Annotated in this window: 11 protein-coding genes, 1 pseudogene and 1 other annotated feature; of the genes and pseudogenes, 9 read left to right on the top strand and 3 right to left on the bottom strand. The window is 35.5% G+C overall.

Translation table 11 applies throughout. The features are described 5' to 3' along the window. Nucleotides 1-351 precede the first annotated feature (351 nt). Nucleotides 352-687, top strand: coding sequence for a YrdB family protein (locus tag AC1DS7_RS07865; protein ID WP_016103119.1), 336 nt, complete (start codon nt 352-354; stop codon nt 685-687). Nucleotides 688-840: 153 nt separating this feature from the next. Then, nucleotides 841-2,109 (top strand): MFS transporter, encoded by a 1,269-nt coding sequence (locus tag AC1DS7_RS07860; RefSeq protein WP_016103120.1) that lies wholly within the window; start codon nt 841-843, stop codon nt 2,107-2,109. Between the two features lie 232 nt (nt 2,110-2,341). Here the strand turns inward: AC1DS7_RS07860 and AC1DS7_RS07855 are convergent. Then, nucleotides 2,342-2,419: pseudogene (locus AC1DS7_RS07855) on the bottom strand (3-oxoacyl-ACP synthase); the annotation flags it as partial. A 181-nt stretch (nt 2,420-2,600) separates the two neighbouring features. On the opposite strand from AC1DS7_RS07855, the gene AC1DS7_RS07850 reads away from it, so the two are divergent. The 6 genes from AC1DS7_RS07850 (at nt 2,601) to AC1DS7_RS07825 (ending at nt 8,850) form a co-directional block, all read left to right on the top strand. Beyond that, nucleotides 2,601-3,155 carry a hypothetical protein gene (locus AC1DS7_RS07850; protein ID WP_016103121.1) on the top strand — a complete coding sequence of 185 codons (555 nt, stop codon included), beginning with the start codon at nt 2,601-2,603 and terminating at the stop codon, nt 3,153-3,155. A 480-nt stretch (nt 3,156-3,635) separates the two neighbouring features. Continuing rightward, entirely contained in the window at nt 3,636-4,895 is a 1,260-nt protein-coding gene (gene hflX / locus AC1DS7_RS07845; RefSeq protein ID WP_215588933.1) for a GTPase HflX, read from the top strand. A gap of 290 nt (nt 4,896-5,185) precedes the next feature. Continuing rightward, nucleotides 5,186-6,397, top strand: coding sequence for an MFS transporter (locus tag AC1DS7_RS07840; RefSeq protein ID WP_002012170.1), 1,212 nt, complete (start codon nt 5,186-5,188; stop codon nt 6,395-6,397). Nucleotides 6,398-6,407: 10 nt separating this feature from the next. Continuing rightward, nucleotides 6,408-7,325: a cysteine synthase A gene (gene cysK / locus AC1DS7_RS07835; protein WP_002012169.1), complete on the top strand. Its 918-nt coding sequence runs from the start codon at nt 6,408-6,410 to the stop codon at nt 7,323-7,325. A 94-nt stretch (nt 7,326-7,419) separates the two neighbouring features. Next, nucleotides 7,420-7,932, top strand: coding sequence for a GNAT family N-acetyltransferase (locus AC1DS7_RS07830; RefSeq protein ID WP_476998890.1), 513 nt, complete (start codon nt 7,420-7,422; stop codon nt 7,930-7,932). Nucleotides 7,933-8,025: 93 nt separating this feature from the next. Next, a complete protein-coding gene (locus AC1DS7_RS07825) occupies nt 8,026-8,850 on the top strand; it encodes a DUF4037 domain-containing protein (protein WP_002141262.1) in 825 nt (274 codons plus the stop codon). A 41-nt stretch (nt 8,851-8,891) separates the two neighbouring features. Here AC1DS7_RS07825 and AC1DS7_RS07820 read toward each other — a convergent pair whose 3' ends face one another. Continuing rightward, entirely contained in the window at nt 8,892-10,526 is a 1,635-nt protein-coding gene (locus AC1DS7_RS07820) for a putative polysaccharide biosynthesis protein (RefSeq protein ID WP_002141263.1), read from the bottom strand. Between the two features lie 220 nt (nt 10,527-10,746). Next, nucleotides 10,747-10,969, top strand: a binding site (T-box leader). Nucleotides 10,970-11,267: 298 nt separating this feature from the next. Between AC1DS7_RS07820 and AC1DS7_RS07815 the strand changes: the two genes are divergently transcribed. Continuing rightward, nucleotides 11,268-12,611: a sodium-dependent transporter gene (locus AC1DS7_RS07815; RefSeq protein WP_002012165.1), complete on the top strand. Its 1,344-nt coding sequence runs from the start codon at nt 11,268-11,270 to the stop codon at nt 12,609-12,611. A 39-nt stretch (nt 12,612-12,650) separates the two neighbouring features. Here AC1DS7_RS07815 and AC1DS7_RS07810 read toward each other — a convergent pair whose 3' ends face one another. Beyond that, nucleotides 12,651-13,355 (bottom strand): polysaccharide deacetylase family protein, encoded by a 705-nt coding sequence (locus AC1DS7_RS07810; protein WP_016103126.1) that lies wholly within the window; start codon nt 13,353-13,355, stop codon nt 12,651-12,653. Between the last annotated feature and the right edge of the window lie 53 nt (nt 13,356-13,408).

Raw genomic sequence — 13,408 nt, 5'->3', positions numbered from 1 at the left:
TAGTAGGGGAATAGGCTAAATATGAATCGCATTTTAATTATGGAACGTTAGCTGTCAAAAAAATTTATAGAATTATTTTGGGAACTCCTCCGTAATGGGCGAAACGTAAACCGTGGAGTTCTTTATTTTGTGATTATAGGCATATGTATCACTGTCATTAAGTATTTGCTTTCATTCATTATCCGTCAAGATCAAGTTTTCGAAGTTTAGAAAGATAAACTGAATAATATTAATAAGATGTATAATTGTTTTTTACATGTCATGAATGGGCACGTATCAAGTTCAAATAACGGATGCATAATATTATTTTCATAGGATTTTAAATATATTTTTCAAAGGGGTTTTCTTTAAATGTTTATAAAACCTATAAATTTAGCGATTCGATTTTTTCTAGAATTATGTGCTCTTGCATCACTATGTTACTCGGGCTTTCAATTTTGGGAAAGTGTATATGTGAAATTTATTTTTGGAATTGGCTCACCACTACTTTTTGCGACAATATGGGGGATTTTCATTGCACCTAAAGCATCATTAAAACTGCCAGAACCATATAGGTTTATGTTGGAAATCATATTGTTTGGAGTTACCTCACTTGCTCTATATGTTGTTGATCAAATAACCTTAGCTATTATTCTTGGAATGGTATTTGTAATAAATCGCACTTTAATCATTATTTGGAAACAATAATTTTTTTGCTAAGTTTCTTCACGAAAGGAACTTAGCATTATTTAAGGTGTAGGAGTAACGAAATATGGATAAATTTAAGCGCTTTAAATTTTGGGATTTTGTTGTTTTATAGTACATTAACAAGAGATATTAGTTTCATAGGGGGGTGAGGAAATGATAGATACAGCAGATGTTTTAATAAGTAAGCGTATGTATACAGAAGAAGAGCAACAAAAATTATATAAACGAACGTTAATAATCGTAAGTATTTCACAAATGTTTGGCGGAGCGGGGTTAGCTGCTGGTATTACAGTAGGTGCACTTCTTGCACAGCAAATGCTTGGGACGGATGCGTATGCAGGATTACCAGCTGCTATGTTTACAATGGGATCTGCGGTAGCGGCTTTCTTTGTTGGGAAGTTATCGCAAAAATATGGTCGCCGAATAGGACTTGCAACAGGGTTTATAGTAGGAGGACTAGGAGCTATTGGAGTTGTATTGGCTGCGTTAACAAATAGTATTATTCTATTACTAGTTTCTTTACTCATATATGGTGCGGGTACAGCGACGAATCTACAAGCTCGTTATGCTGGTACCGATTTAGCAGATAAGAAACAACGAGCAACTGCTATTAGTATTACGATGGTTATGACGACTTTTGGTGCGGTAGCTGGTCCAAATTTAGTAGGCGTAATGGGAGATTTTGCCCATTCAATTGGAATTCCTAACCTTGCTGGTCCGTTCATATTATCAGCAGCGGCATTTATACTTGCGGGTCTTGTACTTTTTGTTATGCTTCGTCCAGATCCGTTAATTATTGCTAACATAATAGAAACATATAAACAAGAACATACATATAAAGGGCAACCAGTAACAGAAGAAATGATAGAAAATAAACGTGGTGTTACTGTTGGAGCAATCGTAATGATACTTACTCAAATAGTGATGGTTGCGATTATGACGATGACTCCAGTTCACATGGGACACCACGGTCATGGATTAAGTGCAGTAGGTCTCGTGATTGGTTTTCATGTAGGTGCAATGTATCTTCCGTCTCTCGTTACAGGAATGTTAATTGATAAAATCGGCCGAACTACGATGAGTATAGCTGGTGGAGTAATTTTACTAGCGGCGGGTGTCATAGCTGCGATAGCGCCGAGTGATTCTTTACTATTATTAATTGTTGCTCTGTCTTTACTTGGGTTAGGGTGGAACCTCGGTTTAATAAGTGGTACAGCTCAAATTGTTGATGCAACTATACCTTCTACACGTGCAAAAACACAAGGAAAAATAGATGTATTTGTTGCGTTAGCTGGAGCTTCTGGTGGAGCGATGTCAGGTATGGTAGTAGCTAATTCAAGTTATGAGGCATTATCATTAGCGGGAGGGGCTGTAGCCTTACTGCTTATTCCAGTTGTGATATGGTCTCGGACAGGTAAATAAAATTCAGATAAAAGAAGCGGCGTTCAAAGGGAGATAATCAATCTTTGAATGCCGCTTTTTTGTGATCAACTAATAGTCTAACTGGAATCGTTGATATAATTTCATTTACCGTAATGTTAGTTGTATAAAAGGAAATTTCAGTTTAAATCCCACTCCACAATAAGCCCTAAATGCATACATCCATCGCCAAATCCCTACAGTAAAAGTGTATCTCCATTATTTAATTTTCCTTCTTTTCTAAATCGTTATTAGATAATATTTGATCTGGAACATAAGTACCAATTGCAGTAATACGAGATTGAGAATTCATAAGAACATCTCCTAACTTATTTTTTATAATCTGATACTAATATTAGATCGTAAAAATATTGATAAAGATTTTCTGTTTAACAAAATTAATATATTTTAATAAACGGAAAGGGATTTGAGGAGTGATATCCAAATAATATACGGAAAGCTTCTAAACTTGATAATGAAGGGGTTTGAGATTCTTGAAAAGAATCGTATATGTATTGTCTCTTGTTTTAATTTGTAGCTTTACTTATTTTATTTTACCAGAGAAATCTTATGCTTGTGATTGTACTAAAGCATCACCAGAAGAGAGGTTACAACAAAATGATGTAGTGTTTGAAGGTAAGGTATTAGAAGTTCAAGAGAAGGACGGAAGAATGAAAACATTATTTGAAGTGAAGAAAATTTGGAAAGGGACAAGTTCTTCGCAAATTATTATATATACAAGCAGTAGTGGTAGTTGTGCGTTTCGTTTTGCAGAGGGAGGAGAGTACCTAGTGTTCACTTCTCATAGAGGAGAAGTGAAACTGTTGGAGACATCTAGCTGCAGTGGAACGAAGAGATTAGATGAGGCAGAGATAGAGAAAATGGCTTTACGTCATATTGCAAAAGAGTCTGTTCCGACGAAGAAAGTGGATTTAAAAGGGGATATGGTGAGCGGCTTAAGTTTGTGGCAAGTTGTGGTTATTGTTATAGGTGTATTATTCATTGTAGCTGTTGTTATTTTTATTGTGAGAAGAACTCGCAAAAAATGACGATTAAAGTAAAAATATAAAGATTTTCTTTCTGTTTCTATGGGTGGTTTAATCTTGTGAAAGCGAATTACTTATGCTACACTTTATGTAACTTAAAATGAACGGAGGGGCTTCCTTTGATCTTAATCAGATTACGTCTCAATACTTTGTGCCAATAATTGAATAGCGCTCAAAGGCTCTGTCTGTGTACAGAGTGAACGGGATTGGTCTGCCTATTTTAAAGGAACCCTTTATTAAGCTTATATGTGAAAAAGAGGGAGGGACGAATACGCCCTCTTTTTGTTTTGCCTTTATAAATAGAATGGGATAGTATAGGTGAACACTTGTTGGATACGTATACTATCTTGGGACTTTTTGACCATGTATAGGACGAAAGCACTGCTTTCTTCTATTTCTTTGGTGAACCCTTATCCGTTTACGAAAACACAGGCAGTGACCTGTGTTTTTTATTTTGCGTAATCGAAATGGAGGAATAAATATATGGAAGAATTATTACAAAGAGCAATATTAGTTGGAGTGAATTTAGGTAAGGAAGCTGATTTTGCATATTCGATGGAAGAGTTAGCAAATCTTACGGAAGCTTGTGATGTGGAAGTAATCGGTCAAATGACGCAAAATTTACAACGAGTAAATCCGTCGCATTATATTGGAAAAGGGAAGATTGAAGAAGTAGCAGCGTATGTGAAAGAAGCAGATGCAAATATGGTCATCTTTAATGACGAATTATCTCCTTCACAAATTCGAAATTTAGAAGAGGATTTAGATTGTAAAGTAATTGATCGTACCATTTTAATTTTAGATATCTTTGCGCAACGTGCGAAAACGAAAGAAGCGCAGTTGCAAGTAGAAGTGGCCCATCTTCAGTACATGATGCCTCGTTTAATCGGTCTTCGTGAATCTTTAGGAAGACAAAGCGGGGGAGTTGGCACGAAAAATAAAGGTGTCGGTGAGAAGAAGTTGGAATTAGATCGTCGTAAAATTGAAGAACAAATTGCGGCTCTAAATAAAGAATTAGAAGCACTTGTTGCACAGCGCCAAACGCAGCGTAAACAACGTAAGAAAAATGAAATTCCAGTTGTGTCGTTAGTAGGATATACGAATGCAGGTAAATCAACGATAATGAATACAATGCTTGAAATTTTTAATGGTACTGTAGAAAAACAAGTATTTGAAAAAGATATGTTATTTGCGACGTTAGAGACATCTGTACGAAATATTGATTTGCCGGATAATAAATCATTTTTATTAACGGATACTGTTGGATTTGTAAGTAAATTACCGCATCATCTTGTGAAAGCCTTCCGTTCAACGCTAGAGGAAGTGGCAGAAGCGGATTTACTCATTCACGTTGTAGATTACTCAAATCCCAATTATGAGCAATTAATTGATATTACAAATGAAACGTTAAAGAAAATTGGCGTGGAAAATATCCCGACGATTTATGCATACAACAAATCAGATTTGGTAGATGTTGAAATTCCGAAAGTGCAAGAAGATCGCGTTTATCTATCTGCGAAGAAACATGTTGGAATTGAAGAGCTAGTAGAAGTAGTTCGTTCACACATTTATAAAGAGTATACGAAGTGTGAAATGTTAATTCCGTATGATCAAGGGCAGGTAGTTTCGTATTTCAACAATCATGCACACGTTTTATCTACGAGTTATGAAAACGAAGGTACGAAAATGGCACTAGAATGTAAGACGAGTGATTATGAGAAATATAAGCGTTTTTCTATTTAATAAAAAAAGACGATCCTAATATGTTTTAGGATCGTCTTTTTCTTCATATTTGCAAGCCTTCCTTTCGTCCTGCCTTAGTATAAAAAAAAATACAAAGAGTTCATATGAATAAATCCGACAAAGCACATAGAAAAAATATATTTTTTTAGAAGTTGAATTTCTGGAAAAAGAAATGAAACCAGTATAGAATAGAAATGTTTCAAAACTCAGAATTTATTCTGATTAAAGTCTAAATTTATTATAATAACTGTAATAAAAATATATTTTGTACAGGAAGGAGAAATACACATATGCAGGCAGTTTCACAAAAAAATACAGTAGAAACACCGACAATATATCGAATATTATTTGCGATTAGTTTCGGACATTTTTTGAATGATTCGATGCAAGCAGTTGTGCCAGCGTTGTTTCCTATTTTGGAAAAAACGATGAATTTATCCTATATGCAAGTAGGGTGGATTGCGTTTGCGTTAAATATGACGTCATCGATTATGCAGCCGGTTTTTGGGATGTATTCAGATAAGAAGCCGTCACCATTTTTATTACCGCTCGGTATGTTTTCGAGTATGCTTGGGATGATTGGACTCGCATTTGCACCGAACTTTATAGTTGTTATTATTTCTGTTTTATTTATTGGATTAGGTTCCGCGGTCTTTCATCCGGAGGGCGCTCGTGTTGCTTACATGGCAGCCGGTGCAAAACGAGGTTTAGCACAAGCGATTTATCAAGTGGGGGGAAATACAGGGAATTCTCTAGCACCTATTTTTACAGCATTAATTTTCGTTCCGCTCGGTCAAATTGGTTCTTTAGGTTTTACAGCCTTTGCAGCAGTTGGAATTGTATTACTAATTTTCGTATCAAATTGGTATAAAAATGAATTAGCCACTGGTGCTGTAAGAAGGAAAAAGAGGGCTGCACTTGAGGCTGAAAATGCGATTGTAAGTACGCACATTAAATTTGTTATTATACTTCTTGTTTTTCTAACATTCGTACGTTCTTGGTACGGTGCTGGTATCGGGAATTTCTATCAATTTTATTTAATAGAGCATTACGGTTTATCTATAAAAAATGCACAGTATTTCGTCTTCGCTTTTATGATTGCTGGTGTATTAGGTACTTTCTTTGGTGGTCCGCTAGCGGATCGATTCGGTAAGAAAAAGATTATTGTCTTTTCGATGCTCGGTTCAGCGCCGCTTGCACTATTGTTACCTCACGTTTCTCTTATGTGGGTTGTACCGTTATTTTTATGCATTGGATTTATTAGCTCTAGTAGTTTTAGTGTAATCGTTGTATATGCTCAAGAACTTGTTCCAGGGAAAGTTGGAATGGTGTCAGGATTAATTGTCGGTCTTGCGTTTGGTCTTGGAGCATTAGGTGCTGTAGTCCTTGGGAAATTAGCTGATATGTATAGTCTTCAATTTATTATGCTATTATGTAGTGGTTTACCATTAATTGGACTTACTTCATTGTTACTGCCAAATGATAAGAAAACGATAGAATAGGGGATGCGCTATGAAATTATGTGAAAACGTTACAGAATTAATAGGAGATACACCTGTTGTCCGATTATCTAAATTTATTCCAGAGGACGCAGCGGATGTGTATGTAAAACTGGAAATGTTTAATCCGTCACGCAGTGTGAAAGATCGTGCTGCCTATAACTTAATTCATATTGCCGAGGAACACGGTCTCATTAAGCCAGGTGATACAATTATTGAACCGACAAGTGGAAATACAGGAATTGGCTTAGCGATGAATGCAGCTGCTAAAGGATATAAAGCTATTTTAATTATGCCAGATAATATGTCCAAAGAGCGTATTAATTTATTGAAAGCATACGGAGCAGAAGTAGTTTTAACACCAGCAGAACAAAGAATGCCAGGAGCAATTGCGAAGGCGGTAGAGTTACAAAAAGAAATTCCAAATAGTTTTATTCCGCAGCAATTTGAAAACCCAGCAAATCCGAATATTCATCGTTATACGACTGCACTTGAAATTTATGAACAAATGGATGGAGAACTTGATGCATTTGTAGCAACCGCAGGAACAGGCGGAACAATTACAGGGACCGGTGAAACGTTAAAAGAGAAACTACCAAACTTATATATTGCCGTAGTAGAACCGAAAGGATCACCAGTGTTATCTGGTGGTGTTCCAGGCCCTCATAAACTAGTCGGAACAAGCCCAGGGTTTATTCCCAAAAACTTAAATACAGAAGTGTATAACGAAATTATGCAAATTGCAGATGAAGAGGCATTAACTACAATGAGGAACTTGGCAAGACAAGAAGGATTACTAGTAGGGCCATCTTCAGGAGCTTCTGTTTACGCCGCAATAATGATAGCGAAGCGTTTAGGTGCTGGTAAAAAGGTTTTATGTATTGCACCTGATACAGGGGAACGCTATTTAAGTATGGGGCTATTTGAATAAAATTGATGGAAACACCTTAATAGTAAGGATGAAAATCCCCTATTAAGGTGTTTCTTTTAGAAAAATAGATAATGGGTGAGTGGGGAGAATGACAATGAAGCTATTGAAACCAACATACGAATATAGCGAACAAATTATGGAGTATAGGCAGGCATTTTTACATGCAGGAGAAGAACCGCACGGTAGTTGTTCTTTACAAAATTTTGATTCACTAGATGAATGGTTTGAAAAAGTGAGTATACAAGAATTAGGAGAAAACTTACAAGCAAATCGAGTGCCATCTAGTCAGTTTTTAAGTTTTGAAAAAGGAGAACTTATCGGTTTTGTGAATATTAGACATCGATTAAATCCAGAATTATTGCTGGAAAGCGGTCATATCGGTTATAGTATCCATCCGAATAAACGTCGCCTAGGTTACGCGACAAAACAATTGAAACTTGCATTAAGTGAAGCGCAAAAGTTAGGGTTGAAGAAAGTGCTAATAACTTGTGATAAAGCTAATATTGGTTCGGCTAAAACGATTCAAAAGGTTGGTGGTGTGCTAGAAAATGAAGTAGTCTCTTCTAATTCTGGCGAAATTGTTCAACGTTATTGGGTAGAAATATGATTTAGTGGAAATTTGAAAAGGTAATATAATGTTTAATATCGAAATAGATAAATGAAAAGTAAGGGGAGTACTGCAGTTTTAGGGGGAAATGAGATGGGATTAAAAGAGAAAGCGATAGAAATATCGGAGATTTATAGGCGAAATCCGAAAGTCGAAGCTATTATTTTAGCAGGCTCTGTAGCGAGAAAATTAGAAGATGAACATTCGGATATCGAATTACATATTTTATGGTCAGCATCACCTGAGGATAAAGACCGTCAAAAGCCAATCGAAACTATAGGTGGCACTATTTTGTCATATCATCCATACGAGGAAGAAGAATGGTCGGAAACGTATTTGACGAAAGAAGGAATTAAACTAGAGATTAGTAACTTTTTAACATTAACAGTAGAAAAAATTATTTCAGAAGTTATAGAGCAGTATGATACAAATTATGAGAAACAATGTATTGTATCATCGGTTCATGATGGTGTGAGTTTGTATGGAGAAGTAAAAGTACATGCTCTAAAAGATAGAGTTGAAGCATATCCAGAAGAACTGGCGAAAAGGATGATTTCAGAAAAACTTTGGTTTAGTAATCGTTGGCATAATCGAGAGGCGCTTTTAAAACGGAAAGATTGGCTTATGCTTTATGATGTTATTTGTGAAGTACAAAGGGATTTATTCGGTGTTTTATTCGGTTTGAATAGAATGTACGTGCACCATCCTGCATTTAAATGGATGGCTTATAATGTAGAGCGTATGAATATTAAACCTGAAAATCTATATGAGCGTATGGCGAATACGCTGATAGGGGAACCAGAGTATAGTGTACAGGAGTTAGAAGTGTTGATCGAAGAGGTATTACATTTAGTAGAACAATATGCCCCAAAATTAAATATTGCTGAACAACAAAAGCGTATTCAATATGCGAAGTAAAAAAACAAGAGATGTAACAACGCGTTACATCTCTTGTTTTTTTATTTTACTAACTTTCCTAATACAGGTAATCGTTGAATCCTATCACCGAGAATATGCGAAGCAAGTCCACTTGTTAATACGAATAAAAGATAAACAAGTCCTCCTGCTGCGGCGCATATAAACACAATGATCAGTGATTCTACATAAGATTGTCCAGGAATAATCCAGCTTATAATTGCTCTTAATACGATCACAACAGCAGACATTGCTGCGGAGTAAATCGTAATAAGAAATACTGTTTTTGCTGTTTCGCCAATTTTAAATTTCGCAAACTTAACGATGCAGTACAACATAATAATATTTGAAACGAGATATCCAAGAATTGTTCCAAGTACAGCACCATGTCCACCGAATAAATGTAAGAGCGGTGTGTTCACCACAATTTTAACGAGAATACCGGCTGAGAATGCAATCATTGTTTTTCTTTGATAATCAATTCCTTGTAATATAGCGGCTGAAACTGTGAAAATTGCACTTAATACAGCAGAAGGTGCAAATGAAATTAAATATTGTGATCCACCAAGTGCAATTTCAGGATTTACATAAACCATGCGGAATGCATCGTAAGCGATACTAGCAAGACCGAATGCGGCTGGGATAGTGAAGAATAACAACACTTGAAATATCTTTGAAATTTGTCCTTGTAATTCATCTAGCTTCCCGCTTGTAAATGATTTCGTTATAGCCGGAATAATTGTTAATGAGAATCCAGTTGCAAGTGAAGCCGGAATCATAATTAACTTTTGGGCATAGTTCGTTATATAAGCGAAAACTGCATTCGCGGTTTCTAAAGGTTCTCCCATTGCTCTAAGGACATCAGCTACGGTATATTGATCTACTAACGTATAGAGCGGGATTGCAATGCCTACAAATACAATTGGAATTGCATAACGTAGTAATTCCATATAAATACTTCTTAACGGAATGTTTGATGATCTCGTTTTCAGCTCACCTTCAGGAGGTTTTAATCCATTATATTTTTTCCAGTACATCATTAAAATAGAGACGCTTGCAAGTGCCCCGATAACAGCACCAAATGTAGCAACTGCAACAGAAGAAGCTACTGAACCTCCTAATAGTTTTGAGACGATAAAACTACCAACTAAAATGAAAACGACACGTGCGATTTGTTCTACGACTTGAGAAACAGCACTTGGTTTCATATGTTGAAAACCTTGGAAATAACCACGTGTAACACTCATAGCTGGTACGATAATAAGCGCGAAGCTTAATGCTCGCATTGTAAGTGTTACGTCTGCGATAAATTGTGGATCTGGTGTTTTCGAGCGAATAATAAATTGTGATATGTACGGTGCTCCAATAAATAAAGTTAAAAATCCTAAAAAGCCCATAAACATCATTAATTTTACGCTCGAGTTATACAATTTTTTACTTGTACTATAATCACCAAGTGCATTATGTTTTGCAACAAATTTTGAGACGGCAATAGGAATACCAGCTGTTGAAAAGCTTAATAAAATACCGTACCAAGAGTATGCGTATCCATATAAAGCGACCCCTTGCGTTCCAACTAATAATTGAAAGGGGAAAAAGTATATAAAACCTAAAATTCGTGAAATCATTGTTGCACCACTTAATAAAGCGGTACCTTTTAAAACTTTTGAAGTAGACAAAATTCTTTCCTCCTACTCGTGCTGTCTTGCATTTATCGTATACTACTATAAACCTGCTAGAGAAGTTAATACAGTATAAACCATAAATGTTCTAATACTATTCATACAAAAGTCATATTTTGAATTTTTAAATAGAATGTAATGCATAAAATTTCAAAATATAAGTTGACACTATTTTTAATGTATGATAAAAATGATAGTAATCAATTCGGAAAATAATATTTGGGCAATGAAAGGGTATAGTAGTGAAAATCTCCCTATTTCAGAGAGCTGATGGTTGGTGTGAATCAGTATATAGATTATTCATGAAGTTCGTCCTGGAGCATCTTTCATAAATCTCACATTATGAGGAAATGAAAGACGGTAGTTTATACCGTTATCAAATAAAGTGGTGAAGATTGTTTCACAACTAGGGTGGTACCGCGATATTTATCGTCCCTACGTATTTACGTAGGGACGTTTTTTATTTAGGTCCTAATTTTGGTGTGGCTTCATAACTAGGGTGGTACCGCGATATTTTATCGTCCCTACGTATTTGCGTAGGGACGTTTTTTATTTAGGTCCTAACTTTGGTGTATCTTCACAACTAGGGTGGTACCGCGATATTTTTGTCGTCCCTACGTATTTACGTAGGGACGTTTTTTATTAGGGAGGAAGTGAACGTATTAGAAAAGAGTATGGATAGAACAATATAAATACCGGATTGTAAAACAGAAAAAGATAAAGAGAGGAGATTAACAAATGAATTCACAGCAATGGACATCGAAATTAGGTTTCGTATTAGCTGCAGCAGGTTCAGCGATTGGTCTTGGAGCGATTTGGAAGTTCCCGTATATGGCCGGAATTGGAGGAGGCGGCGCGTTCTTCCTTATTTTCATCGGTTTCACATTATTAATTGGTTTACCGCTATTATTAGCTGAATTCGTTATCGGAAGAAGTACACAAAAAGAGGCCGTTGATGCATATAGAGAAATCGCACCAAAAACATTATGGCCATGGTTAGGGAAGTTAGGGATTGTAACATGTTTCATATTACTTTCTTTCTACAGTGTTGTAGGAGGATGGATTATATTATACTTATGGAATGCAATTACAGGTAGACTATGGGAAGGAAATGGAGCATACGAAGCTACGTTTGGTGAAATCATTTCCAATCCGTATTTAGCAGTTGGATCACAGCTATTATTCATCCTTATTACTATTTTTATCGTAAGTAAAGGTGTACAAAATGGTGTTGAAAAAGTAAATAAATATTTCATGCCAGCATTATTCGTTTTATTCTTTGTATTAATTGTTCGTGCACTTACGTTAGATGGTGCTGGAGAAGGAGTTCGATTCTTCTTACAACCTGATTTCTCAAACGTAACATCAGAAATCATTTTATATGCAATGGGGCAATCGTTCTTTTCGTTATCTGTCGGGGTAGCCGTTATGGTAACGTATAGTTCGTACTTACCGAAAGAAGAAAGCTTACCACGTTCAGCATTTTCTATCGTAGCTTTAACGCTTGTGATTACATTACTTGCAGGGCTTGCAATTTTCCCAGTAGTGTTCGCATTTGGGATGGAACCATCTCAAGGACCAGGGCTATTATTTATCGTACTGCCAGCTATTTTCAGTAAAATGGCGTTCGGGAAGTTATTCTTCATTGTTTTCTTATTACTATTCTTCTTTGCTACTATTACATCAGCAATTTCGATGTTAGAAATTAGTGTTGCGTCTTTAACAACTAAAGGTAAAAGTAAAGGGAAACGTGAAAAAATGGCATTAATTGTTGGCTTGTTAATCTTTGTTGTAGGGGTTCCATCAGCCTTATCATTCGGTTTGTTAAGTGATGTGAAACCATTTGGGAAAACAATTTTTGATTTAGCAGACTATGCGGTTAGTAACATATTAATGCCGCTTGGTGTTTTATTAGTTTCCATCTTTGTTCCGTTGAAAATGAAGAAAGATGTATTAATGAAAGAGCTTGGTGTAAGTAAAAATAAAGGCTATAAACTATTCGTATTATGGTTATTCTTACTTCGCTATATTGCACCAATTGCGATTATTATCGTATTCCTAAATGTACTTGGAATTATATAAAAAGAAAGGTAGCGTATCGCTCTATGATACGCTACCTTTTTATTTTGCTTTTTTTTGCAATTCGTTTACTGTCACGAATTGATAGCCCTTTTTAGATAAAGAGTCTAAAATACCTTCAATAGTTTGCAGATTTTCATTAGATTCATCGTACATAGGGTGCAATAAAATGATAGAACCTGGTTTTACATTTTTACTAACATATTCAATTTTATCAGCTGTAGATGTATAAAAAGTATCAGGTTCAAGGTCCCATGTGATTGTTTCGATATTGTTTTTATTTAAATAATAGGGCAGACCAATTAGCTTTTTACCGTTAGGTGGTCTAAAATCAATTTTATCTGTATATCCTGTTTGACGGATTATCGAGTTCGTTTTTTCTATTTCTTCTTTAATAAAAGAAGGAGTTTTGAAAACCATTCTGTTATGAGAGTATGTATGGTTTCCAATTTGGTGTCCAGATTGTACGATATCTTCTCCTAACGATAGGTTTTTCTCTAGTTCATTTCCGATTAAAAAGAAAGTAGCTTTTGCATTGTATGTATCTAGTAGTGGTAATATTTGTTTTACATTGTTCGTAGGGCCATCATCAAAAGTTAAAGCAATCACTTTTTCATTTGTTTCTACTCGGTTTGTTAAACCTCCAAACAATTGAAAACTTCTTGCGTTCATCAATTTGTATGTTCCGAATAATGCTACAGTAATAATGAATAATGTAACGATTGTAATGATAATATTCTTTTTCATAACGCAACCTCACTATACTTTTGGATTGGACTAAAAAGTATTATATCAAACTA

This window comes from Bacillus sp. P4_E1, from assembly GCF_056401715.1.
Note: the sequence above shows the minus strand (reverse complement) of the source record. Positions and strands in the feature narration are given on the sequence as shown.